The sequence below is a fragment of the Tardiphaga robiniae genome (assembly GCF_013359755.1).
Taxonomy (GTDB): domain Bacteria; phylum Pseudomonadota; class Alphaproteobacteria; order Rhizobiales; family Xanthobacteraceae; genus Tardiphaga; species Tardiphaga robiniae.
This window is the reverse complement of the sequence record NZ_JABMCJ010000077.1, coordinates 18176-44580: the sequence shown is the minus strand read 5'-3', so window position 1 is coordinate 44580 and position 26405 is coordinate 18176. Positions and strand designations below refer to the sequence as shown.

The 26405-nt window shown below is 61.1% G+C and carries 16 protein-coding genes; 13 read left to right on the top strand and 3 right to left on the bottom strand.

What is annotated here, in order from left to right; all coding sequences use genetic code 11:
- Nucleotides 1–6 precede the first annotated feature (6 nt).
- The 6 genes from HP556_RS08860 to cnbZ all read left to right on the top strand — a co-directional run bounded on the left by HP556_RS08860 (nucleotide 7) and on the right by cnbZ (nucleotide 8709).
- On the top strand, nucleotides 7–1206 hold the full coding sequence (locus HP556_RS08860) for a dihydrodipicolinate synthase family protein (RefSeq protein ID WP_175366683.1): 1200 nt from the start codon (nucleotides 7–9) through the stop codon (nucleotides 1204–1206).
- Nucleotide 1207: 1 nt separating this feature from the next.
- Nucleotides 1208–2071, top strand: coding sequence for a sugar phosphate isomerase/epimerase family protein (locus HP556_RS08855; protein WP_175366682.1), 864 nt, complete (start codon nucleotides 1208–1210; stop codon nucleotides 2069–2071).
- A gap of 655 nt (nucleotides 2072–2726) precedes the next feature.
- A complete protein-coding gene (locus HP556_RS08850; RefSeq protein WP_175366681.1) occupies nucleotides 2727–3434 on the top strand; it encodes a TetR/AcrR family transcriptional regulator in 708 nt (235 codons plus the stop codon).
- Nucleotide 3435: 1 nt separating this feature from the next.
- Nucleotides 3436–4632, top strand: a complete 1197-nt coding sequence (locus tag HP556_RS08845) for an efflux RND transporter periplasmic adaptor subunit (protein ID WP_089266964.1) — start codon at nucleotides 3436–3438, stop codon at nucleotides 4630–4632.
- A 116-nt stretch (nucleotides 4633–4748) separates the two neighbouring features.
- Complete coding sequence (locus HP556_RS08840) at nucleotides 4749–7838, top strand: MexW/MexI family multidrug efflux RND transporter permease subunit (protein WP_175366680.1); 3090 nt, start codon at nucleotides 4749–4751, stop codon at nucleotides 7836–7838.
- Between the two features lie 127 nt (nucleotides 7839–7965).
- Nucleotides 7966–8709, top strand: a complete 744-nt coding sequence (gene cnbZ, locus HP556_RS08835) for a 2-amino-5-chloromuconate deaminase CnbZ (protein ID WP_175366679.1) — start codon at nucleotides 7966–7968, stop codon at nucleotides 8707–8709.
- A 3-nt stretch (nucleotides 8710–8712) separates the two neighbouring features.
- Here the strand turns inward: cnbZ and HP556_RS08830 are convergent, their stop codons facing one another.
- The gene (locus HP556_RS08830; protein WP_175366678.1) at nucleotides 8713–10176 is read right to left on the bottom strand and encodes a UdgX family uracil-DNA binding protein; all 1464 of its coding nucleotides are present in this window, start codon (nucleotides 10174–10176) and stop codon (nucleotides 8713–8715) included.
- Nucleotides 10177–10197: 21 nt separating this feature from the next.
- Nucleotides 10198–11439, bottom strand: coding sequence for a putative DNA modification/repair radical SAM protein (locus tag HP556_RS08825; protein WP_175366677.1), 1242 nt, complete (start codon nucleotides 11437–11439; stop codon nucleotides 10198–10200).
- A 162-nt stretch (nucleotides 11440–11601) separates the two neighbouring features.
- Between HP556_RS08825 and HP556_RS08820 the strand changes: the two genes are divergently transcribed.
- From HP556_RS08820 to HP556_RS08810, 3 genes are read left to right on the top strand one after another with little or no spacing between them, the layout of a single operon-like run.
- Nucleotides 11602–12393 carry an ImuA family protein gene (locus HP556_RS08820; RefSeq protein ID WP_175366676.1) on the top strand — a complete coding sequence of 264 codons (792 nt, stop codon included), beginning with the start codon at nucleotides 11602–11604 and terminating at the stop codon, nucleotides 12391–12393.
- Nucleotides 12287–13873, top strand: coding sequence for a Y-family DNA polymerase (locus HP556_RS08815; RefSeq protein WP_175366675.1), 1587 nt, complete (start codon nucleotides 12287–12289; stop codon nucleotides 13871–13873). The genes HP556_RS08820 and HP556_RS08815 overlap by 107 nt, the downstream gene beginning before the upstream one ends.
- Nucleotides 13870–17223 (top strand): error-prone DNA polymerase, encoded by a 3354-nt coding sequence (locus tag HP556_RS08810; RefSeq protein WP_246297534.1) that lies wholly within the window; start codon nucleotides 13870–13872, stop codon nucleotides 17221–17223. The genes HP556_RS08815 and HP556_RS08810 overlap by 4 nt, the downstream gene beginning before the upstream one ends.
- 32 nt (nucleotides 17224–17255) lie before the next feature.
- Here HP556_RS08810 and HP556_RS08805 read toward each other — a convergent pair whose 3' ends face one another.
- Entirely contained in the window at nucleotides 17256–17543 is a 288-nt protein-coding gene (locus HP556_RS08805; protein ID WP_089266972.1) for a hypothetical protein, read from the bottom strand.
- 98 nt (nucleotides 17544–17641) lie between these two features.
- Between HP556_RS08805 and HP556_RS08800 the strand changes: the two genes are divergently transcribed.
- The 4 genes from HP556_RS08800 to HP556_RS08785 all read left to right on the top strand — a co-directional run bounded on the left by HP556_RS08800 (nucleotide 17642) and on the right by HP556_RS08785 (nucleotide 26404).
- The gene (locus tag HP556_RS08800) at nucleotides 17642–19039 is read left to right on the top strand and encodes a CoA transferase (protein WP_175366673.1); all 1398 of its coding nucleotides are present in this window, start codon (nucleotides 17642–17644) and stop codon (nucleotides 19037–19039) included.
- 220 nt (nucleotides 19040–19259) lie between these two features.
- Complete coding sequence (locus HP556_RS08795) at nucleotides 19260–20429, top strand: efflux RND transporter periplasmic adaptor subunit (protein WP_175366672.1); 1170 nt, start codon at nucleotides 19260–19262, stop codon at nucleotides 20427–20429.
- A 36-nt stretch (nucleotides 20430–20465) separates the two neighbouring features.
- Entirely contained in the window at nucleotides 20466–23588 is a 3123-nt protein-coding gene (locus tag HP556_RS08790; RefSeq protein ID WP_175366671.1) for an efflux RND transporter permease subunit, read from the top strand.
- 251 nt (nucleotides 23589–23839) lie between these two features.
- A complete protein-coding gene (locus HP556_RS08785) occupies nucleotides 23840–26404 on the top strand; it encodes an HWE histidine kinase domain-containing protein (protein ID WP_175366670.1) in 2565 nt (854 codons plus the stop codon).
- Nucleotide 26405 lies beyond the last annotated feature (1 nt).

Genomic DNA, 26405 nt, shown 5'->3' with positions numbered 1-26405 from the left:
TCCGCCATGAACAAGCCAGTCATGCCCACGTCGACTGCGTCGTCTCTGTCGCTGAAGCTGCCGAAGGCCGATCGTTCGATCGAGACCTATCGTCTCGCAGCGTCGCGCACGTTTCCGGCCAAGCTGGAAGGCACGCTGAACCGCATCGCCTTCTCGGCGGCGCATATCGTCGCCGATCCGCTGGCGGAGTGCGATCCGTGGCTCAATCAGACCATCGATTGGGACCGCACCATCGCATTTCGTGAACACGTCTGGGATCTCGGTCTCGGCGTCGCAGAAGCGATGGACACCGCTCAGCGCGGCATGGGTATGGACTGGCCGACCTCGCTCGAACTCATCACGCGCTCCGTCGCGGCGGCCAAGCCGCGCGGCGCGCTTGTGTTCTCCGGCGCCGGCACCGATCACCTCGCGGTGGAAGATGCCAAGTCGATCGACGACGTGATCAAGGCCTATGAACAGCAGTTCGAAGCGATCGAGAAGGTCGGCGGCCGCATCATCCTGATGGCGTCGCGTGCGCTGGCCAAGCTCGGCAAGAGCGCCGAGGATTACGGCCGCGTCTATGACCGCATCCTGTCGCAGTCGGCGCAGCCGGTGATCATCCACTGGCTCGGCGACATGTTCGATCCGGCACTGGCGAATTACTGGGGCACGTCGAGCCTCGACACCGCGATGGATATCGCCGTTGACGTCATCAACCGCAACGCCGCCAAGGTCGACGGCGTGAAGGTGTCGCTGCTCGATGCGCAGCGCGAGATCGACATGCGCCGCCGCCTTGTGCCCGAAGTGAAGATGTATACCGGCGACGACTTCAACTATGCCGAACTGATCGCCGGCGACGACAAGGGCTTCTCCCATGCACTGCTCGGCATCTTCGATGCCATCGCGCCGGCGGCATCCTATGCGCTGTCGCGTCTGGCGGCAGGCGACGAGGCCGGTTTCCACGACGTGCTTGGTCCCACGGTGCCGCTGTCGCGTCACATCTTCAAGGCGCCGACGCGGTTCTACAAAACGGGAATCGTGTTCATGGCCTATCTCAACGGCCATCAGGATCACTTCACCATGATCGGCGGGCAGGAGAGCACGCGTTCGACGCAGCATCTCGCCGAACTGTTCCGTCTCGCCGACAAGGCCGGTCTTTTGGCCAATCCCGAACTGGCGACGCAGCGTATGAAGGCGATCATGGCAACGCGTGGGATCGAAGCCTGAGATGCGGGACTTCTCGAATGACCATCGCTGGCTGTCGCTGAACACGGCGACAGTCCGCAAGCAGGGCGACTTCGTCGCCATCGCAGAAGCCTGTGCCCGCCACAAGATCCGCGGCGTCTCGCCGTGGCGCGATCAGGTCGCTCATGTCGGCCTCGACAAGGCCGTGAAGGCGGTGCGGGATCACGACCTCGAACTGTCCGGCTATTGCCGCGGCGGCATGTTCGTCTCGGACGAAGCCCATCGCCAGCAGCAGCGCGACGACAACAAGCGCTGCGTCGATGAAGCGGTGGCATTGGGCTCACCGTGCATCGTGCTGGTCGTCGGCGGCCTGCCGCAATATTCGCGGCCGGGCTCTGCGCCGTCGAAGAACATCATCAATGCGCGTGCGCAGGTCGATGATGGCATCGCCGAGATGATGGAATATGCGAGGCAGGCGAAGATGCCGCTGGCCATCGAGCCGCTGCATCCGGCCTATGCGGCCGATCGTGCCTGCGTGAACACCACCGAGCAGGCGCTTGATATCTGCGACCGGCTCGATCCCAACCGCACCGGTATGCTCGGCGTCGCCCTCGACGTCTATCACATCTGGTGGGATCCGGAACTGTATGCCCAGATCGCGCGGGCAGGGCAGGACCGTCTGCTCGCATTTCACGTCTGCGACTGGCTGGTCCCGACCAAGGACATCCTCAACGACCGCGGCATGATGGGCGACGGCGTCATCGATATCAAATCCGCCCGCGCCGCCGTCGAGGCGCAGGGCTTCGCCGGTTATTCCGAGATCGAGATCTTCTCGGAGAACTGGTGGAGCAAGTCGATGGATGAGGTGATGACGACCTGCATCGAGCGGCATAAAACGGTGGTGTAGAGCACGGTGTGGTGCCGAAACGCACGAACCTCTCAATTGTCATTCCGGGACGCGCTCTTGCGCGGGCCGGAATGACAATTGAGAGGTAGAGCTTAAACATTTTTTCCTATATATTCTGACAATATACCTAGAAGGATTGTCCTCCGCTCATCCGGTTCGCGAGGCGCGCTTCTAGAGGCGTCTTGAGGTGGAGCTGGGATTGTGGCGCCCGCGGGCGGCGAGGGGACGTACCTCGCGCATTCGGGAGGCCTTGGGTAGCCGTCCGGGCCCATTACGGGGCTCTGCCGGAAACGGCTGGACTGGGACAGGCAAAGCGGGGAAACCTGCCGGCGCCACGTCCCAGGAAGCACGGCCCGGGGACAGAAATCGCCCCTAGCAGTCGCAGACTACGTAAACTTGTCTGCGGTGTGGCGCGCCGTGAGGCGTTGCGCGGTTGCAGCTTACCGGCGTTCCGGTGGAGCGGATCGCGATAAAAACCACCCTTTGCGCCTCACGGCGCGCTGCCACCCCTCATCTTGAGGGGACCGCATAGCTTGGCGCATAGGCGTCGCGAGAATGCAACACTGTGGCGGCCAGATACCACCTGCAGTCATTCTCCGGATGCGATGCACCATTTTCTTGACACGAATAGAGGTGAGTGCTTACTCACGACGCTATGAGCACACTTCGAATGACCCATGACCTCAGGCGCGAGCTGATCCTCAGCGCGGCGAAGCGATGCTTTGCGCGCAACGGATTTGCCGGCACGACGACGAAGAGCGTGGCGGCTGCAGCGTCGATTTCGGAAGGCTTGCTGTTCAAGCATTTCCCGACCAAGTCGGCGCTCTATGCCGAGATCCTGGCGGAGGAATGCGAAGCCGATCCCGGACTGAACAAGCTGCTCGGTCTGCCGCCGTCGACCGAGACGCTGGTGATTTTGATTCGCGGCATGGTCGGGCACTTCCTCGACATTCCGCGCGATCCCGATCCCGATCATGAAGAGGCACAGCGCCTGCGGCTAATGGTCATCAGCCAATTGCAGGACGGTGAATTCGCCCGGCTGCTGTTTGACAAGATCGGCGAACTGATTGGCCCGACCTTTACGGCGTCACTTGAACACGCTGTCCGAACAAACGACGCGGTTCGGATCGGAAAAGAGCCGATGGGTCTTTTCTGGTTCGCGCACCACACCGCGATGATGGCGGCATTATCGCGCCTTCCCTCGGTTCCCTGTTTGCCTTATGCCAGCACCGCCGACAACGAGCGGCAACTTTGTGAGTTTATTCTCCGCGGTATCGGACTGAAAGACACGGCGATCGCGACGTATATCGATCGCGAGCTTCCGGCGTACCTGATGCCAGCGACTACGACAGAAAGCGCATGACATGACACTCACGACCGAACCCAACAGCACTACGGCGCCGCGTGCGACTGTCGAGAAGCCCCGTCCGCGTCCGCGGATGGTGCGTTGGTTCATCATCGTCGGCATCCTGCTGGCGATACTGGTGGGCGGCCTGGTGGGCTTCAACGCGTTCCGCGCCCACATGATCAAGCAGTTCTTCGCCACCATGAAGCCGCCGCCGACAGTGGTGAGTGTTGCGGATGCCAAGTCCGAAGTGGTGCCCAACCTGATCAGCGCCGTCGGCGATCTCGCCGCCGTGCATCAGGTCAACGTCACCTCCGACGTCAACGGCCGCATTACCGACATCCAGTTCACCGCGGGCGCGACCGTCAAGGCCGGCCAGCCGCTGGTGCAACTGTTCGACGGACCGGATCAGGGCGACCTCGCCAACTTCAAGGCGGCTGCCACTGTTGCGCGCATCAATCTCGACCGCGCCAAACAGCTCGCCGAGCGTCAGGTTGGTCCGCAGGCCACCGTCGACACCACGCAGGCGGCGTATGATCAGGCCCAGGCCAATATCGCCAAGACCGAAGCGGTGATTTCGCAGAAGCAGGTGCGCGCGCCGTTCGACGGCGTGCTCGGCACGCGTCGGGTCGAGGTCGGCCAGTACCTGACGGCCGGCACGCAGATCGTGTCACTCACCGATCTGTCCGCCGTCTACAACAACTTCACGGTCACGGAAAAAGACTCCGGCAAGCTGCAGGTCGGTCAGGCTGTGCGCATTTCGGTGGACGCTTATCCGGGCCGCAAGTTCGAGGGCAAGATCACCACGATCGAGCCGCAGATCAGTGCGGATACGCGCAACATTCGTGTTCAGGCGACGCTGCAGAATCCGGAAGGCATTCTGAAGCCGGGCATGTTCGCGACCACGACCGTCGTGCTGCCGGACAAACCGGCTGTGATCACCGTGCCGGAAACCGCAGTCGACTACACGCTCTATGGTGACTCGGTTTACCTGATCACCGAGAAGAAGACCGACGATGGCAAGACCGAGCTCTCGGCGGTGCGCACCTTCGTGCGCACTGGCGACCGCATCGATGGCCGTGCGGTGATCACGCAGGGCCTGAAAGCCGGTGATCGCGTCGTGGCGGTCGGACAGCTCAAGTTGCAGTCCGGCGCGCTGGTGTCGATCTCGACCGATCCATTACCGCAGATTCCGGCGAAGCCGCCGCTGAACTGAAACCCGATGGACGGGCCGCGACATGCGGTCCGTCCCGGTTCATCTGAATGAATTTTCTCGCATCGTCGCGCGGCCTGTGATGGCCGGCAGATGGTGCCGATGACGGAGCGACCGCAATGGTCTTCACGGATATCTTCATCAAGCGCCCGGTGCTGGCGCTGGTCGTCAGCTTGCTGATCCTGCTGATCGGTTTCAAGGCTGCAACCAGCCTGCCGATCCGTCAGTATCCGAAACTGTCGAACACCGTGATCACCGTCACCACGGTGTATCCCGGCGCGTCGCCGGACCTGATGCAGGGCTTTATCACCACGCCGATCGAGCAGGCCGTCGCGGCTGCTGAAGGCATCGACTACATGACGTCGGCATCGACGCAGGGCCAGAGCCTGATCTCGGTCTATATCAAGCTCAACGTCGATCCCAATGCCGCGCTCACCGAAGTGCTGTCGAAGGTCAATTCGGTCAAATATCTGATCCCGCGCGAAGCGAATGACCCCGTCATTCTGAAGTCCACGGGATCGACGACGGCGGTGATGTATCTCGGCTTCTCCAGTGAGGAACTATCCGGCTCGGCGATCTCCGACTACCTGACGCGCGCGGTGCAGCCGATCCTGTCGACGGTGGACGGCGTGGCGTCGGCCGAAATCCTCGGCGGTCAGACCTTCGCCATGCGCCTGTGGCTCGATCCGCTGCGCATGCAGGGCCGCGGTGTATCTCCGGACGATGTAGCTGCGGCGATCCGCGCCAACAACTTCCAGGCGGCGGCCGGTCAGACCAAGGGCTATTACATCGTCTCCAATGTGACGGCGAATACCGACCTGCAGAACGTCGAGCAATTCAAGCGCATGACGGTGAAAGCCAAGGACGGCGGCTTTGTCCGTATGGAGGATATCGCCACCATCGAGCTTGCCGCGCAGAGTACAGACGCGAGCGTGGCGTTTAGTGGCGAGCGCGCGATCTTTATCGGCGTGCAGGCGACACCGCTCGGCAATCCGCTCAACATCGTCAAGGGCGTGCGCGCGCTGTTCCCCGAACTCGAGCGTAACCTGCCGCCATCGCTGAAGATGAAGGTCGCCTACGACTCCACCAAGTTCATCACGTCGTCGATCGAGGAAGTTCAGAACACGCTGATCGAAGCCGTCGGCATCGTGATCGTGGTGATCTTCCTGTTCCTGGCTTCGTTCCGCTCGGTCATCATTCCGGTGGTGACGATTCCGCTGTCGCTGGTCGGCGTCTGCAGCCTCATGCTCGTCATGGGCTTCAGCATCAATCTGCTGACCTTGCTGGCGATGGTGCTCGCCATCGGCCTCGTGGTCGACGACGCCATCGTGGTGGTGGAGAACATCCACCGCCATCTCGAGGAGGGCAAATCGCCGGTGCAGGCGTCGCTGGAAGGCGCGCGCGAGATCGTTGGTCCGGTCATCTCCATGACCATCACGCTGGCGGCGGTGTATGCGCCGATCGGCTTCATCGGCGGTTTGACCGGTGCGCTGTTCCGCGAATTCGCCTTCACGCTGGCGGGCTCGGTGATCGTATCCGGCGTTATCGCGCTGACGCTGTCACCGATGATGTGCTCGGTGCTGTTGAAGCAGGAAGAGCCGGGCTGGTTCGCCAAGAAGGTGGACAAGGTGTTCGGCGCCACCACGCGCTGGTATGGCCGGCAGCTCGATCGCTCGCTGGACTATCGCCCCATCACGGCCATGTTCGCCGTTGTGATCCTCGGTCTCGTCGGCTTCATGTACATGAATACGTCGAAGGAGCTGGCGCCCGAGGAAGATCAGGGCATTCTGTTTGCGGTGACCAAGGCACCGAAATACGCCAACATCGACTACGCGGATTTCTATGGCGATCGCATGGACGAGGCGTTCAAGAAGTTCCCGGAAACCGATCTGCGCTTCATCATCAACGGCACCAACGGTCCGAGCAACGGTATCGCCGGCATGCTGCTAAAGCCGTGGGACGAGCGCAAGCGTTCGTCCACGCAGCTGAAGCCGCTGGTGCAGGCCGAACTCAGCAAGATCGAGGGTGTCAACGCCTTCGCATTCAACCTTCCGGCGCTGCCGGGCGGTCCCGGCGGTCTGCCGATCCAGATGGTGATCAGCTCGACCAACGGTTTCCAGTCGGTCTATGAGGAGATGGTCAAGTTGAAGGACACCGCGCGCAAGAGCGGCCTGTTCATCGTCAGCGACAGCGATCTCGATTTCAATCAGCCGGTGGTGCGCGTCTCCATCGATCGCTCCAAGGCCAACGACCTCGGCATTACGATGTCGAGCATCGGCAGTACGCTGGCGACGCTGCTCGGCGGCAACTACACCAACCGCTTCAACCTCGAGGGGCGCTCCTATCAGGTGATCCCGCAGGTGCCGCGCGGCATGCGGCTCTCGCAGGATTCGCTGGCGAACTACTATGTGCCGACGATCACGGGTCAGCAGGTGCCGTTATCGACGCTGGTGAAGGTCGAAACGGGCACCAACCCGAACGCGCTGTCGCACTACAACCAGCTGAATTCGGCGACCTTCCAGGCGGTGCCGATGCCCGGCGTGACGGTGGGGCAGGCGGTCGACTTCCTTGAGGGTGCCGCCAAGCAACTGCCGTCGGGTTTCAACCACGATTATCTCGCGGATTCCCGGCAGTATGTGCAGGAAGGCAATCAGCTGGCAGTGGCGTTCGGCTTCGCGCTGATCATCATCTTCCTGGTGCTGGCAGCGCAGTTCGAAAGTCTGCGCGATCCGCTCGTGATCATGATTACTGTGCCGATGGCGATCCTGGGCGCGTTGATCCCGCTGTTCTTCGGCATGGCGACGATCAACATCTACACCCAGGTCGGCTTGCTGACGCTGGTCGGTCTGATCTCGAAGCACGGCATCCTGATGGTGGAGTTCGCCAACGAACTGCAGCTCAAGGAAGGTCTCGATCGTCGTTCGGCCATCGAGATGGCTGCCCGCGTGCGTCTGCGTCCGATCCTGATGACCACGGCTGCGATGGTCACCGGCCTGTTGCCGTTGCTGACCGCGGCGGGCGCAGGTGCTGCGAGTCGCTTCTCGATCGGCCTCGTGGTCGTCTCCGGCATGATGATCGGTACGCTGTTCACGTTGTTCGTGCTGCCCGCGGTTTACGTGGCCATCGCCACCGATCACCGCGCCGGCAAAGAGACGGAGCGCGCCAAGCAGATCGAGGAATTCGATCTGGAGCATACGCGGACTGCCTGATCGCACGGACGCAGCCTTGCGAAGCTGAGCTTGCGGGGACACATGGTTTGAGGTTGGATGGCGGATCGCTTCATGCGATCCGCCATTATCTTTTGGCGGCCCGCATGGCCTCCACAGGACCCATCCCATGACGCGCGATTTTCCGGCCGGCAATTATCGCTATCTTCCCGCAGTTTTTCAGTATTCCAGCGGCGTTGCCGCCAATGCGGATTTCGAGATCGAGCGCGTTCGTTTCGACACTTGGCTGCCATTGGCCGATGGGTTTGCGCGTATTGCCGATTACATTCTCGCGGCGGATCGCCCGCTGACATCGTTCTGCGCCTGCGAGTTGCGCTCGCCTGCAGTGGTCGACGAAGCTGGCTTCCGGACATTCAACGAGCACTATGTCAAGACGCTTGCTGAATGGGGCATCTTCGACGGCACGAATAATCCCGTCGCGCGCAGCAATGTGTGCCTTGAGATCGATCCGCCGAGTGAACCGTCGTTTTACGCGTTCTCGTTCACGCGGCCGTCGCTCGGTGCCAAGCCGACTTTCGTGATTGCGGGTGGTGCTGAAGCGCGCGGCGGTCCTGGAACATATCCCGAGCGCATCACGCGCTATCGCGAGACCTCGCTGGACGCATTCCGGGAGAAAACGAGGATGACCATGAGCAATATGGAGGAGCGTCTGGGCGAATTCGGCTTCTCATGGCAGGACACGACTGCGACGCAGATCTACACGGTACAGGACTTCCATCCCGTGGTGGCCGATGAGCTGGTCAAGCGCGGTGCGTCGCGGCAGGGCATGACCTGGCATTTTGCGCGGCCGCCGGTGGTCGATCTCGAATTCGAGATGGATACGCGGCGTGTAATGCGTGAATTTGTGATTTGACCGTCAGGTTGCGCGCGCTGACGCGCTCAGATGCTTGGCGACGATGCGCAGGTCATCGACGAAATGCGCATATTCGCGGGCTTTGGCATCTTCGTCGGGTAATCGTAGCAGATAGGATGGATGTACGGTCACGAGAACCTGTGTGCCGTCGTCAGCCTCGATGATACGGCCACGCGTCTTGCCGATCGGCGTGATCTTGCCGAGTACGCTTTGCGCGGCTGTCGCGCCCATCGCGACGACGAGCTCGGGTTTCACGGACGCTTTTTCGCGCTCATACCAAGGACGGCACGCCTTGATTTCCGGCGTTGCCGGCTTCTGGTGCAGACGGAATTTTCCGCGCGGCACGAATTTGAAATGCTTTACGGCATTGGTCACATAGACTTTGTCTCTGACAATGCCGGCTTCCTTCAGCGCCTTGTCAAGCATCTGTCCGGCCGGCCCGACAAACGGCTTGCCGGCGAGGTCTTCCTTGTCGCCGGGCTGTTCGCCGACCATCATCACAGAAGCATGCTGAGGGCCTTCGCCGAACACGGTTTGCGTCGCATCTTTCCACAAATGGCAAGCACGGCAATCGGCGGCTTCGTCGCGCAATGCGGCAAGACTTTCTTTCCCGGTATCTTCGGCCGTTTTGGTTGCATGCGACTTGACCATCGTCTCCTCCCGACGTTGCGGTTTCCTGGGCGCGCTGGCTTCTGCCGTGATCATGTCACCTGTGATGCGTTCAGCTTGCGCGATCAGCGGCTTGATCAGCGCGGCTTCGGGCAGGTTGCGCCAGTATTTCTTCGGCATCTCGTTCTGCATCGCCTTGGTCTTCAATCGCGCCGGATTGAAGATGTTGGCGTAATAGGTCAGCCATACCTCTTCGAGCCGATCCTTGGTCGGCGCATCGGCCTTGCTGACGCCGGGCGTGATGGAAATCGCGTGGCCGTCCCAATGCGCGCAGAGATCCGGCGTCAGGATCGACCACGCCATGTCGGCGAAGCGCCGCGCGAAGAACGGCGCGGCGAGTTCAACGATGTGATGTTCGGGCTCGAACCAGGCGACGAAATGCGACTTCGGCTCACGGCCGAGTTCGCGAAACCGCACGAAAGCATGCATCTTGTGTTCGTCGCGCCGGACAGCCTTGGCCATCGCCTGCAATTTAGCGATGTCGGAATCGATCGCGACGTGGATCAGATTGGGATTGTCGCGCAGCCGCCACAGCAAGCGATAGAGCAGGGCGAAGCGTTCGGGATCGCGATGCAGGATCGCGGTGTGCGCCAGTTCGACGAATTTGGCCGAGACGTTGAAAGCGCCTTGCGTGGCGTCAGAGAGCAACGTCTCGGGCGAGGCCGGAAACAATTCAGGCTCGGCGCCTGCAACCGTCCATGTCACGTCAGTGGGAGCAATGTCGTTGATCGCCAGTTTGCGTGCCGCCTTGCGCCAGCCTTCGAAATCGGTGTCGCTGTCCAGCACGATACTGTGCATCAGGTCTCCTGAAATGAAACTCTAAAACCCAAATCCCAATTGCGTCGCCTTCGGCTTGAACCGCTCGGCCAGTCTCGCGCCGTCCAGCAAATTAACGGCCGGGCGATGATCCGGAAGAACGATGAAAGGCAGTGCCTTGTTCCGCGAGATATGCAGCCGGGCGAGATCGCCAACGCGGATAGACGAGATGCGGCGCGTTTCGATGATCCGCTGCACGGCCTTGGCGCCGAAACCGGGCACGCGCAAAAGGTCTTCACGGCTGGCGCGGTTGACGTCGAGCGGGAAGCGGTCGCGGTTTCGCAGCGCCCAGGCGAGCTTCGGATCCATGTCCAGCGACAGCATGCCGTCATTGTCATCGACGATCTCGTCGGCGTCGAAGCCGTAGAAGCGCATCAACCAGTCAGCCTGATACAGCCGATGCTCGCGGAGCAGCGGCGGGGCGCGCAGCGGCAGTGCGCGGCTGGCATCGGGGATCGGGCTGAAAGCGGAGTAATAGACACGCTTCAGATTGTAGGACCCGTACAGATTAGCCGAAGTCCGGATGATGGTTGAATCATTGGCGCTGTCGGCGCCGACGATCATCTGCGTGCTCTGGCCGGCTGGCGCAAAACGCGGCCCGACCTTGCCGCGCGGCGTCGGCTTGCGACCCTCGCGGGCTTCATCGAGCTTCAACCGCAATCGACCCATGGTGCGACGAATGGCGCGGACGTCTTTCTCCGGCGCCAGCTTTGCCAGGCTGTCTTCCTCGGGCACCTCGATATTGATCGAGAGCCGGTCGGCATATGTGCCGGCTTCGGTGATCAGCGTATCGTCGGCTTCCGGAATGGTCTTGAGGTGAATATAGCCGTGGAAGTGATGCTCCTCGCGCAGTTTTCGCGCGACGGCGACAACCTGTTCCATCGTGTAATCGGCGCTGCGAATGATGCCCGACGAGAGAAACAGTCCCTCGATGTAATTGCGCCGGTAGAAATCCAGCGTCAATTGCACCACTTCGTCGACGGTGAAGCGGGCGCGCGTCACATTGCTGGAGGCCCGGTTGACGCAATAAAGACAATCGTAATTGCAGGCATTGGTGAGCAGGATCTTCAGCAGCGAGATGCAGCGGCCGTCCGGCGCATAGGAATGACAGATCCCCATGCCTGCATCGGTCGAGCCGATGCCTTTGCCGTCGCGGGAGTCCCGTTTCTCGGTACCGCTGGACGCACAGGACGCGTCGTATTTCGCGGCATCTGCCAGGATCTCCAGCTTGCGCTTCAGGTCCATGTTCAAAAATCCCTTTGATTTCAAATGCTAAAAAAGTGGCTGATGATCCCGATTGACTCGGCTTGCCATCTTAGCTTTATATTAGAACATATCATGAACAAATGGGCCGGCAATGGGTTCACTAAAAACCCGTGATGGCAAAACAATTTCGAGGAGCGGCGCATGACCGGCGCACGCATGACCACGCTCGCGCAATTGCGCGGCAGCATCGAACGCATCGAGACCCACAGCGATACCTATGCGCCGGATCGCGTGTCGCTCGGTCATGCCGAGGCGGACGCGGCGCTGCAAGGCGGGCTAGCACGTGGCACCATGCATGAGGTGTTCGCCGAAGGCCGGCACAGCGCGGCGGCCACGGGCTTTGTCGCCGGCCTCGCGCACCGTGTCTCGGCAAAGCGGCCGCTGCTGTGGATCCGGCAGGATTTCTCCGAACGCGAATGCGGCGCGCTGGCCATGAGCGGCTGGCGTGAGCTCGGCCTCGATCCGCGCCTGCTGGTCACCGTGCGCGCGCCCGATGTCGAGACGGCATTGCGGACCACGGCTGATGCGCTGGCCTGCGATGCGCTGGGCAGCGTCGTGCTGGAAACCTGGGGCGACAGCAAGCAGTTCGACCTCGTCGCCAGCCGCAAGCTCACGCTGGCGGCGCGCGGCTCGGGCGTCACGTGCCTGTTGCTGCGGACTGCAGGCGTTCCGGTCTCAAGTACGGCAGAGACGCGCTGGATCATCCGCTCCGCGCATTCGCCGCCATTCAGGCCCTGGCAATCATGGGGCGTGCCCATGCTCGACGTGCAACTGGTTCGAAATCGCCACGGCCCGAACGGGCAATGGATCATGGAATGGAAGTGTGATGAGTGCGTTTTCCGTGACACATCGGCGCATCCTCAGCCTGTGGCTGCCGCGCCTGCCAACCGATCGCATCAAACGTCAGCTCGCGCGCAACGGCGCGCCAGCTAATCTGCAAGCAAGTATTGTCGTCGCCAAGCAAAGCAATGCGCTGCAGATTTCCGCGCTGGACGATGCCGCGGCGAAGCTCGGCCTTGAACCAGGTCTGCCGCTTGCCAATGCCCGTGCGGTCTGTCCGGACATTCAGGTGTTCGATGCCGATCCTGTCGCCGATACGCAGGTACTGACCGACATCGCCGATTGGTGCGACCGCTTCACGCCACTGGTGGCGCTGGATCTGCCGCATGGTCTGTTTCTCGACATCACCGGCTGTGCCCATCTGTTCGGTGGCGAGGCCGCACTGATGGAGCAGCTCTGCGCGGCGCTGTCGCGGCAGGGTTTTATTGTCAGTGCAGCGATTGCGGGGACATCGACATGCGCGCGCACGCTCAGTCGATATGTACATGGCCGGATCGTCGCCGCGGGCGAGGAGGCCAAGGCAGTGACGTCGCTGCCGTTGTTCACGCTCGGCGCCGATGAGGCGATCATCCGCGGATTGCGCCGCGCCGGCTTGAAGACCATCGGCGATGTCGCCTCGCGGTCGCGCCCTGAAATCACTGCGCGCTTCGGCGCGGAATTCACGACGCTGCTGGAACAGGCGCTGGGGCAAAGCGATGCACCGATCTCGCCGCGCAAGCCGCTGCCGGATTATATCGTCGAGCAACGTTTCGCCGAACCGATTGCCACCGATGGCGTGATTACGCTGACACTGGCCAAGCTGGCACGCACGCTGATCGATGCGATGGACAGGCAGGGCAAGGGCGCGCGGCGGCTGGAAGCGGCGTTCTTCCGCACCGACGGCGCGGTGCGGGTGATCACCGCGGAAACCGGCCTGCCGGTGACCAAGGGCGAGGTGATCGACCGGTTGTTCCGCGAGCGACTGGACGCGATTGCAGATCCACTCGATCCCGGCTTCGGTTTCGATATGATCCGCCTGTCAGCCAGCCGCACGGAAATCGTCGTGCAGCAGCAGCGCGACCTCGATGCCAATGTTCACGCCAATGACGAACTGGCCGACCTGATCGACCGTATTGCTGCGCGGATCGGGTCGCGGCGTGTGCTGGTTTATCTGCCCGTCGAGAGCCACATTCCCGAACGCGCGATGCTGGGGGTGCCGGCACAGCATCATCTGGCTGCCGCCATGCAGGCAGCATGGCCAGTGCGTGAAGACGAACCGCCTTTGCGGCCATTACGGTTGTTCGAGCAGCCCGAACTGATCGACGTCCCGCTTGCGGAGTTTCCAGACAAGCCACCGAAGAAGTTCACCTGGCGACGCGTCTCTCACAATGTCGTTCATGTGGAAGGTCCGGAGCGTGTGTCGATGGAGTGGTGGCGTTCGCAGGAAGCGAAGCCCACGCGCGATTACTTTCGCGTCGAGGATGAGGCAGGTCAACGTTTCTGGCTCTTCCGCGACGGGCTTTATGGTGAGATCAGAGACGCGGACGATCAAGCCGTTTCGCCGCAATGGTTCGTGCATGGGCTGTTCGCATGAGCACGGGCGGCGTCGGCGCGCCTGATTATGCCGAGATTGGTGTTACCAGCAATTTTTCGTTCCTGCGCGGCGCGTCGCATCCGCAGAACTATGTGCATCAGGCCAGTGCCGAGCGGCTTTATGCCATCGGCATTGCCGATCACAACACCATGGCCGGAGTGGTGCGTGCCTTTGCCGAGCTGGACCACAAGGATCTTGTCTACAAACCGAAGCTTCTGATCGGCACACGGCTGGTCTTCAATGACGGCACGCCTGACATCCTTGCCTATCCGTGCGATCGTGCTGCCTATGGTCGACTGTGCCGGTTACTCAGCATGGGCAAGCTGCGCGGCAACAAGGGTGAATGCCTGCTGCAGCTCGGCGATCTCGCTGACTTTAGCGAAGGGCTGCTGCTTGTTTTGATGCCGGCCTATCGTATTGAGAGCAACCTTGTCCTTCGCACGTTCGACGCACTGTCTCAATTTTCGACGGGCGGTGTATGGCTCGGCGCCAGTCCGTTTCATCGGGGTGATGACAAACGCCGTCTGGCCAAGTTGCAGCGCATCGCAGCCACTGCGCGCGTGCCCCTGATTGCTACCAATGATGTGCTCTATCACACGCCAAATCGCCGCATCCTGCAGGACGTGGTCAGTTGTATTCGCGAGAAGACCACCATCGAGCAGGCCGGCCGCGTGCTGGAAATGAATGCCGAACGGCATCTCAAGTCAGCGGCCGAGATGGTCAGACTGTTTCGTGATTATCCCGATGCGATCCGTGAAACCATCCGTTTTGCCGATCGCATCACGTTTTCATTGAACCAACTCCAATACCAATATCCCGACGAACCGGTGCCGCCGGGAAAGACCGCGCAGCAGCATCTTGAAGATCTGACCTGGGAAGGAATGAAACGGCATTTTCCTAAGACAGAAGATCCGAAGCTTGTTGCCACCTTGGAAAAGGAACTCGCGCTCATTAAGGAGCTCGGCTATGCGCATTATTTTCTGACTGTCCACGATATCGTCCGCTATGCGCGCAGCCAGAAGATCCTGTGTCAGGGGCGGGGCTCGGCTGCCAATTCAGCAGTTTGCTACATGCTGGACATCACCTCGGTGAATCCCGCCGAGGTCGACCTTTTGTTCGAGCGCTTCATCTCCAAGGAACGACTTGAGCCGCCGGATATCGACGTCGATTTTGAACACGTCCGGCGCGAGGAGGTGATGCAGTATGTCTATCGCCGCTACGGCCGCCATCGCGCGGCGATCATCGCCACCGTTATTCATTACCGCCCGCGCTCGGCGATCCGCGATGTCGGCAAGGCGCTGGGACTGACCGAAGACGTCACCTCGGCGCTGGCCGATACTGTCTGGGGCAGTTGGGGCAAAGGCCTCAACGAGATGCAGGTGAAGCAGGCAGGGCTTGATCCGTCCAATCCGATGATCGTGCGGGCCGTCGAACTTGCCACCGAGCTGATCGAGTTCCCGCGCCATCTGTCGCAGCATGTCGGTGGCTATGTGCTGACGCAGGACCGGCTCGACACCTATGTGCCGATCGGCAATGCGGCAATGGATGATCGTACCTTCATCGAATGGGACAAGGACGACGTCGACACCATGAAGATGATGAAGGTGGATGTGCTGGCGCTGGGCATGCTGACCTGCATCCGCAAATGTTTTGATCTGATCTTTCGTCACAAGGAGAGGCGCTACGAACTCAAGGACATCAAAGCGGAGGCCAAGGATGCCCCACCGGTTTTCGCGATGCTCCAACGCGGTGAATCTCTGGGCGTGTTCCAGGTCGAAAGCCGCGCGCAGATGAATATGCTGCCGCGGCTGAAGCCGAAGACATTCTACGACCTTGTCATCGAGGTGGCGATCGTTCGTCCGGGGCCGATCCAGGGAAACATGGTGCATCCCTATCTAAAACGACGGGCGATGAAGCCGGAAGATATCGAATATCCACACCCCAAAGGGGGGGATGAAAATGAGTTGCGCAAGGTTCTGCACAAAACCCTCGGCGTGCCGTTGTTCCAGGAACAAGCCATGCGCATCGCGATTGAAGCGGCGCATTTCACTCCGGAGGAGGCTAACGGTCTGCGCCGCGCCATGGCGACGTTTCGCAATGTCGGCACCATGCATACGTTCGAGGAGAAGATGGTCGGCAAGATGATCGACCGTGGTTACGACAAGGCTTTCGCCACCAGTTGCTTCGATCAGATCAAGGGCTTTGGCAGCTACGGTTTTCCCGAGAGCCATGCGGCGAGTTTTGCGCAATTGGTCTATGTCTCGTCATGGCTGAAACATTATCATCCGGATGTATTCTGCTGCGGGCTCTTGAATTCGCAACCGATGGGATTTTACGCACCTTCGCAGATCGTGCGCGACGCGCGCGACAACGACGTCGATGTGCGCCAGATCGATGTATCCTTCAGTCATTCGCAGAATACGCTGGAAGAACCCAGTGGAGACTATTGCGCCGTTCGCCTCGGCTTTCGCCAGATCGATGGATTCAAATGGGCGGATCCGGATGAGAAGCGCGAACGTGAAAAAGTTGGCAAGCCGCCGGGAGAAGACTGGGGCGAGCGCATCGTTGCCGCGCGAGAGCGACAGCCTTTCACCTCGCTGGAAGATTTCGCCCGCGATACCGCTTTGCCAAAACGCGCGCTGATCATGCTGGCCGATGCCGATGCATTTCGCTCGATCGGGCTCGATCGCCGTGCCGCACTATGGGCGGTAAGGCGACTGCCCGATGATGTGCCGTTGCCGTTGTTCGAAGTTGCGACCGCACGCGAGCAGCCGGACGAGAATGCGAAGCCTCTGCCTGAGATGCCTTTGCCCGAACAGGTGGTCGCCGATTATCAGACTATCCGGCTGTCACTGAAGGGACATCCGATGGAGTTTTTGCGGGCGAACTTCACTCGCGAGAAAGTGGTGACCTGCGCGAGCGTCACACATGCCAATGACAGACGGCGGGTGCGTTGTGCCGGCGTCGTGCTGGTGCGGCAGCGGCCGGGCAGCGCCAATGGCGTTGTCTTCATGACACTGGAGGACGAGACCGGCATCGCCAATATCGTGGTCTGGCCGAAGGTGATGGAGCAGTTTCGCAGGGAGGTCATGGGTTCCAGACTCATCCTGGTCGAGGGGCGCATCCAGAGCAGTCCAGAAAAGGTCGTCCATCTGGTTGCCGAACGGCTGATCGATCGCTCGGACGATCTGAAGTATCTTGGCAACGATGCGCTTGGTGGACCCCGACAAATGCTGTCAGGTCCAGAGCCGATCAATGACGATCGCCGCGAGCATCCCGACAATCCCGCCCAGCGCATTCGCCATCCGCGCAATGTACGGATCCTGCCGCGCTCGCGAGATTTCCATTAAGCGCCGTTCAGAAACCATTCAGCCGTTCTTACCTATTCAGGTGATGCACCGACTGGCGGTCCGCCGGGCGGCCGGTGCAGGAAAGTAATAGTGGCATAGGCGCCGATCCATGAACCGACGGCGGCGAACCCCACATACATCCAGTTTTCGGTATAGCTGATGACGGCATAGGACGAGAGTACATACCAGACGCTGCTCCAGGTGGCCGCAGGGATGCGCCGACGGGCCACCACCGCAGAGGTGAACATCACATAGACCGCGTCGGTGGCAGCCGTGGCCAGCACCACGGCGCCGGCTGTCAATGGATCGATGGTGGCCATGGTCTCTCCTCCATGCTTGTACAAGATGATGCGATGACGGATGTGGTCACCTGGAAGCGTGAGCTGAATCGGTGGCGTGGGAAAGGGGGAGGACGTTGATGTACGGCATTCGTGAACCGCTCGCCGACCTCTGGCGGCAGGTTGGCGGTGATATTGCGGCTCTCCAGCGTGTCACGCTGACCGGCAATGAGCCGCAATTGCCATCGTCATTCCATGTCGGTGCGGCCGCTCAGGTCAGCATCGCTGCGGCCGGAATGGCGGCTGCCGAAATCTGGCGGCTACGCAGCGGGCAGACGCAGACTGTCTCCGTCGATATGCGCCATGCCATCGTCGAATGCCGCAGCGAACGCTATCTGCGCTGCGACGGCAATCCGCCGCCGCCCGCCTGGGATGCGATCGCTGGTGTCTACAAGACCGGCGATGGCAAGTTCGTGCGGCTGCATACCAATTTCCCGCATCATCGCGACGCTGTCTGCCAGGTGCTGTCATGCGCGCCGGAGCGTGAAGCGGTGCAGGCGGCTCTGATGCAATGGAACGGCGAGGCCTTCGAGACCGCAGCCTATGCAGCCGGCGGCGTCGTGGCGCTGATGCGCTCCCATGACGAATGGATGGGGTTGCCGCAGGCCAAAGCCGTTGCTGAACTGCCGCTCGTCGAGATCATCCGGATTGGCGACGCCGAACCGAAGCTGTGGCCGATCGGCGCCCGGCCGCTCGCGGGGCTGCGCGTGCTCGATCTCTCGCGCGTCATCGCCGGTCCGGTCGCTGGTCGTACGCTTGCGGCGCATGGGGCCGAGGTGATGCTGGTCTCCAGCCCCGATCTGCCGGCGATCCCGTGGCTCACTATCGATACCGGCCGCGGCAAGCTCTCGAGCTTCGTGGATCTCCAGAGCGGGCAGGGGCGCGACACCTTGCGAGGATTGCTCGCGCAGGCGGATATCTTCTCGCAGGGCTACCGCCCGCAATCGCTCGCGGCGCTCGGCTTCTCGCCGGAGGAGGCGGCCCGTGTCAGTCCCGGTATCGTCTATGTCTCGCTCTCCGCCTATGGCCGTTCCGGGCCGTGGGCCGGGCGCCGCGGCTTCGATTCTCTCGTGCAATGCGCGACCGGCTTCAACCATGCCGAAGGGCAGGCGGCGGGCGTCGATGGGCCGAAGGAATTGCCGGCCCAGATGCTGGATCACGCCACAGGCTACTTAATGGCATTCGGCGCCATGATCGCCCGTGCACGTCAGGCGCGTGAAGGCGGCAGCTGGCACGTGCAGGTCTCTCTTGCCCGCACCGGTCAATGGCTGTGGGATATGGGAAGAATCGCGGAAGGTCTCGCGGTCGACGACCTCAAGGGTGAGATGGTCAAAGCCTTTACCGAGGATATGCCGTCCGGCTTCGGCCAGTTGTCGGCGGTCCGTCATGCAGCCGTGTTATCGCGAACCCCGGCATCGTGGACGCGTCCGGCCATGCCCCTCGGCAGCCATCCGGCGGTATGGCCGTCCGGCAATTGAAACCCATTTGCAGGATTTCAAAATTTTAACGAAGATTCGTAAGTGCACACGCGTTTTTAGATTGTCTGAACGCCCAGATGCGCACTATTAGCGCGTGAATGGGACAAATCGCCGCGGAATAAGTGCGTTTCCTACCAAGGACTGGACAGTGACGAATTTAGATCAACGATCTCAGCTGTTTAGCGGAAAGCGCCTAATTGCGGGCGGTTGCATTGCTGCCATGCTGGTCGCCGCAGGCATCGGCTACGTGCGGCTGTCCACCCCGTCGAAGGGGCATTCCGACGTTTCGAGCCAGTCGCGGAAGAATCCGCAGCGCTATACGACGTCGCCGTCTGAATGGGCCAGCCTGACCATCGAGCCGGTAACCGTGCGTGCCTTCCGCGCCGAACACGTCACCGAGGGCAAGATTGCCGTCGATGAGGACCGCTCGACCCCGATCTTCTCACCCTATGCCGGCCGCGTCACCAAGCTGCTCGCCAAGCCAGGCGACCACGTCGAAAGGGGCCAGCCGCTCTTTGTGATCGAAGCGGCCGACACCGTCGGCGCGCAGAATGATTTCGTTGCCGCGACCACGGCGCTCAACAAGGCGAAGTCGCAATTCGACCTCGCACAGATCCAGGACAAGCGCGCCCGCGACCTGTTCGAAGGCAAGGCTGTGCCGCTGAAAGACTATCAGCAGAGCCAGGCCACGCTGCTGCAGGCACAGAACGATCTGCGCACCGCCGACACGGCACTCGAAGCCGCACGCAATCGCCTGCGTATTCTTGGCCTCTCGGAAGATGCCATCACGGCGTTTCAAGAGAAGGGCCGCATCAATCCGGAAACGACGATCTACGCGCCGCTTGCCGGCACGGTTGTTCAGCGCAAGATCGGCCCCGGCCAGTACATCAGCGCCGGCGCTGCCGACCCGGTCTTCGTGATCGGCGATCTCTCATCGGTGTGGCTCACGGCCTTTGTGCGCGAGACCGAAGCTGCTGCCGTACAGATCGGTCAGGAAATGAGTTTCACCGCACTCGCGCTGCCGGGCCGTGTGCTCACTGGCCGCATCAGCTATGTCGCGACTGCGCTCGATCCCGCGACGCGCCGTCTACTGGTCCGCGCCACGCTGGACAACAGCAACGGTTTGCTGAAGCCCGAAATGTTCACCACCGTGACGATCTACGCGCCTGGCGACCAGCCGACGATAGGCGTGCCGAAAACGGCGCTGATCTATGAAGGCGATCAGGTCCGCGTTTGGGTCGCGCACGACGACAAGACCATCGAGCTGCGCACGATCAAGACCGGTATGACCAATGGCAATCTCGTCGAGGTCCATGGCAACCTGAAAGCCGGCGAACGCATTGTCACCAAAGGCAGCCTGTTTATCGATCGCGCGGCCTCCGCCAGCTAAAACCCAGCTTCGGCTCTTCTGAAAGGTCCGATCTGGATGGATCGTCTTGTTGCCCTGGCCGTCGACCGTCGCTTCCTGATGGTGGCGATGTTCGTCGCCGTATTCGTCGGCGGTTTGTTCGCGTTCAATCAGCTGAACATCGAAGCCTATCCCGATCCGACCCCGCCGATGGTCGATATCGTGACCCAGAGCAACGGTCTCTCTGCCGAGGAAATCGAACGCTACATCACGATTCCGATCGAAGCGCAGGTCGCGGGCATCAAGAACCTCAAAACGATCCGCACCATCTCGCTCTACGGCCTCTCGGACGTCAAACTGCAGTTCTCGTTCGACTACACCTATGACGAAGCGTTGCAGCAGGTCCTGAACCGGTTGTCGCAGCTCGGGACCTTGCCGGGCAATGCGCAGCCGACGATATCGCCGATCTCTGCGGTGGGTGAAATCTTCCGTTACCGTCTGGTGGGACCGCCGAACTACAGCGTACTCGATCTCAAGACTCTGCAGGACTGGGTGATGCAGCGCCGCTTTCGTGCGGTGCCTGGCGTCATCGACGTCATTGGTTGGGGTGGCAAGACCAAAACCTATGAGATCCAGGTCGACTTCAGCAAGCTCGTTGCCTATGGCTTGACGCTGCCGCAACTGCTGACCGCCGTCGGCAACGCCAATATCAATGTCGGCGGCAACACCGTGAATATCGGCGCGCAATCGGCCGTGGTGCGCGGCGTCGGCCTCATTCGCTCGATCGACGACCTTTCCAATACGATGATCTCCCAGACCAACGGCAATCCGGTTCTGGTCAAGGATGTCGCCACGGTGTCGGTCGGCGAGAAGCCGCGCCTCGGCATTGCCGGTCTCAATCAGGAGGACGATATCGTCCAGGGCATCGTGCTGATGCGCCGCGGCGAGAAGAGTTCACCGACCATCGCGCGTGTCGAACAGCTGGTGCAGCAGATCAATCGCGGAGGCATCTTGCCGCCCGGCGTGCGGATCGAACGTATCTATGACCGCAAGGACCTGATCGACACCACCACGCATACGGTGCTGCACAACATGGTCGTCGGCATCCTGCTGATCGTGCTGCTGCAATGGATGTTCCTCGGCAACTTGCGCAGCGCGCTGATTGTTGGCGCCACTATTCCGTTCGCCCTGTTTTTCGCTGTCATCATTCTGGTGCTACGCGGCGAATCCGCCAACCTGCTATCGGTGGGCGCCATCGATTTCGGCCTGATCGTCGATGGTACGGTCATCATGGTAGAGGCCATCTTCAGACGGCTGACCCAGACAACGGAGCTTTCCGAAGCGGAGCGTAGCCACATCTCGCCCGAGACCATCATGGGGATGAAGAAGCATGGCATCCTCAGCGCATCCGCTGACGTGTCGCGCTCGATCTTCTTTGCCGCCGCTATCATCATCGCTGCGTTCCTGCCGCTGTTCACGCTGTCTGGCGTCGAGGGCAATATCTTTGGACCGATGGCGCGGACCTATGCTTATGCGCTGGCCGGTGGCCTGATCGCGACATTCACCGTCACGCCTGCGCTGAGCGCGATCATTCTGCCGGCGCATGTCCACGAGACCGAAACATGGATCATGCGCCAGCTGCATCGCCTCTATATGCCGGTGCTGCACTGGGCGGTCGCCAGCCGAAAGATCGTACTGGGCATTGCGATCGGTCTCGTCGTGGTGACTTTCTTCATGGCGCGTTTCCTCGGCCTGGAATTTCTGCCGAAGCTGGAAGAGGGTAATCTCTGGATCCGCGCCACGCTGCCGCCGACGATCTCGCTGCAGGAAGGCAATACTTACGTCAACGAGATGCGCAGGCTGATCCGCCAGCAGCCCGAAGTGGAATCCGTCGTCTCGCAGCATGGCCGTCCCGATGACGGCACCGACGCAGCTGGCTTGTTCAATGCGGAATTCTTCGCCCCGCTGAAGCCTGCCTCCGAATGGCCGGCGCCTCAGGACAAGGATGCACTGACGGCGCGCCTGCTCAAGGAACTGCAAACGAAATTTCCCGGCGTCGAGTTCAATTTCTCGCAATATCTGCAGGACAACGTCTCTGAAGCCGTCTCCGGCGTGAAAGGCGAGAACTCGATCAAGCTCTACGGCAACGATCTGGATGCACTCACCAAGACCGCTAACGAGATCAAGGCCGTACTGTCGACGGTGCAGGGCGTGACGGATCTCGCCGTGTTCACATCGCTGGGGCAGCCAACCATCCAAATCGACGTCGACCGCGCCAAGGCTGCGCGCTACGGATTGTCGCCCGGCGATATCAACGCCACCATCAAGGTGGCCATCGGCGGCGACTCCGCTGGCGATCTCTATGAGCCCGGCAGCGATCGGCATTTCCCGATCATGGTGCGGTTAGCGCCGGAATATCGCCGTAGCGCTGAGGCGATCCAGAATTTGCGCATCGGCGCACCCGGTCCGAACGGCACGATCGCGCAGATCCCGCTAAGTGAAGTGGCGTCGATCAATCTCGTCTCCGGTGCGGCCTATATATATCGCGAGAACCAGGAGCGTTATCTGCCGATCAAGTTCTCGGTACGCGAACGCGATCTCGGCAGCGCCATTCAGGAAGCGCAGGACAAGGTCGCCGCGCTCGTTCAGCTGCCGCCGGGCTCGCGGACCGAATGGGTCGGTGAGTTCGGCAATCTTCAGGACGCTATCGCACGGCTTTCCATCGTGGTGCCGATCAGCCTCGCTCTGATCGGCGTGCTGCTCTGGTTCAACTTTGGCTCGATGGCCGACACACTGCTGGCCATGAGTGTGATCCCGATGGCGATCTTTGGCGGCGTGCTCGGTCTACTGATCACGGGTATTCCGTTCAGCGTATCGGCGGCGATCGGCTTCATCGCGCTGTTCGGCATTGCTGTCATGGACGGCATCCTGATCCTGTCACAATACAATCAGCTGATCGACGAGGGCTATGAACGTATCAAGGCTGTGATCCGGACCGGCGAGTTGCAACTGCGGCCGGTGCTCATGACCTGCATCGTCGCGGGCGTCGGCCTGTTGCCGGCAGCGCTGTCGGAGGGAATCGGGTCTCAGGTCCAGAAGCCGCTGGCGGTTGTCGTCGTCACCGGCATGATGCTGGCACCTCTGGTGATCCTGATTACCCTGCCGGTGCTGATCTCGTTCTTCTCGAGCCGGGCGCGTTAAATCAGCTTGCGACGGGAGCGGCTCGGGCTGTCCCTGAGGCAGCCCAATGGCCCATATCCAAAAAACCGGCCTCGGCATGGATCGAAACCGGCGCTTGCCCGTTGACCGGTTTCCCACCGGGCTATTCCAGCCCCCGTGGCGTTTCGGTAGGTGCTCTTGAACGCTGTATTTACTGATCTTTTTTCAAAGATGCAGCCGTGCCATGCTGGCGGCCGTCGTTTCGAGCGCCGCATCTTTTCAGAGACTTTTTGATGCTCACCAAGACCGCCTCTGTCGACCTGACCAATTGCGACCGCGAGCCAATCCACATCCCCGGCAGTGTTCAACCCTATGGTTGTCTGCTCGCCTGCGACGGATCCGTCGGGATGGTCCGGCGCCATTCGGTCAATGCCGGCGCGATGCTGGGCGTGGGATCAGGCGACATCAATGGCCGCAGGCTGGACGATCTGATCGGCGAGGGGCCGGCGCACGACATTCGCAACGCCATCGCCAAATGGGGCAACCAGCAGCGCCCCGGATTGCTGATCGATTTCAAGGTCGCGCATTCGCAGACCGCGTTCAACGTCGCTGTGCATCGGCACAAAGGCGTCAATATCATCGAATTCGAGCCGGCTGATGCCAGCGATGCGACACCCCCTCTGGAGTTGTCGCGCTTGCTGATCGGCCGCATCGGCCAGTGCAACGATCTCGATGTGTTGTTTGACAATGCGGCGCGGCTGCTGCGCGGCGCACTCGGCTACGACCGGGTGATGGTCTATCAATTCGCTCATGATGGCTCCGGCCGGGTGATCAGCGAGGCGCGCCGCGGCGATCTCGAGAGCTTTCTGGGGCAGCACTTCCCGGCCGGCGACATCCCGCAGCAGGCGAGGGTGCTCTACGTGCAGAACACCGTGCGGATCGTCTCGAATGCGAGCGGCGAGCGCGTGGCCATTGAGCCGGAATTCGACACGTCCGGTGAACCGCTCGACCTGTCCTTTGCACATCTGCGCAGCGTTTCGCCGATCCACTGCGAATATCTGCGCAATATGGGCGTCGGTGCGTCGATGTCGATTTCCATCATCCACGACGGCGTGCTCTGGGGGCTGATCGCCTGCCATCATTATGCACCGCGCGCGCTTTCCATGGAGAAACGCGTTGCTGCAGAGATGTTTGGCGAGTTCTTTTCCATGCAACTGGCCGGGCTTCTTCAAAAACGCAAACTGGCTGCTAGCGAAAGCGCGCGGCGCTATCTCGACCAGCTGTTGCACAATGTTTCGCATCACGGCGATGTCGAAGACCTGCTCAAGGAAAGCATTCGCGATTTTAGCGTACTGATGCCGTGTGACGGTATTGGCCTATATCTCAACAAGACCTGGACGTCTTATGGCAGTGCGCCACCGGCTGCCGCAGCGCCGGCGCTCATGGGCTTCATCAATTCAGTGGCCGAGGGCAGGGTGTGGGCGACGAGCGCATTGTCAGATCGATTGCCGGCGGCTGAAGACTATGCCGTTGCCGTTTCCGGCGTGCTGGCCGTGCCCTTGTCGCAACTGCCGCGCGATTATCTTCTGTTCTTTCGTAGCGAAGTTGCGCAAACCCTGAACTGGGCGGGTGATCCCAACAAGACGTACGAAATCGGTCCATTGGGCGATCGGCTGACACCGCGCAAGAGCTTCGCGATCTGGAAGGAGACCGTACAGCGCCAGTCCCAGCCATGGTTGCAAAACGAGCGCGACACCGCCGAGGCCGTGCGCTCGGCTTTGGTGGAAGTGGTGCTTCGCCACAACGAATTACTGGCGGATGAGCGGCACAAGGCTGACCTGCGCCAGAAAATGTTGAATGAAGAGCTCAATCATCGCGTCAAGAATATCCTGGCACTGATCAAATCGCTGGTCTCCCACCCGGTCGAGGATGGCCGCAGCATCGAGGATTATGTCGCCTCCCTGAAGGGACGTATTCAGGCCTTGTCGCTTGCGCATGATCAGGTCATCCGCGGCGCCGGTGGCGGTGCGTTGAAGGGATTGCTCGATGCGGAATTTTCGCCGTATCGCGAGTCGGTGAAAGCGATCGAGGTGACCGGCCCCGATGTTTCGCTCGACGCTCGGGCCTATTCGGTACTCGCATTGGTGCTGCACGAACTGGCCACCAATGCCGCCAAATATGGTGCGCTTTCCGTAAGCACGGGGCGCTTGTCGCTCCAGTGGAAACGCACCGATATCGGCGACTGCGAAATCCACTGGCTTGAGCGCGACGGCCCCCTTGTCACACCGCCATTGCGGCCGGGCTTTGGATCGATGCTGATCAGTCGCAGCATTCCCTATGATCTCGGGGGTGAAAGTGATGTCGATTATGAGCCGGCGGGCGCGCGCGTGCGGTTGCTCATCCCGGCGCGCTTCGTTGTCTGGCCCGCGCCGGCGGCGGCGCGCAACGTGCGCGCCCGACGCGAGGATGACAGGCCGATGGCGTCGATGCGCGGCTTGAAGGTGTTGATGGTCGAGGACCAGCTTCTGATTGCCATGGACGTCGAGACCATGCTGACCCACGAGGGCGCGGCATCGGTCGAGACAGCATCTTCGGTCAAGGAGGCATTGATCGCGCTGGCGATCATGAGGCCTGATGTGGCCATCCTCGACGTCAATCTCGGCAATGGCAGTTCGGTGCCGGTAGCCCAGGCATTGCGCGAGCGGGGCATCCCCTTCGTCTTCGCCACAGGCTATGGCGAAACCAGTCTGATCCCGGCGTCGATGGATGACGTGCCGATCGTACGCAAACCCTACGACCTCGCATCGTTGGTCGCCGCGATGACCACGGCGATGGCAAAGAAGAGTTCAGCCGGATAAT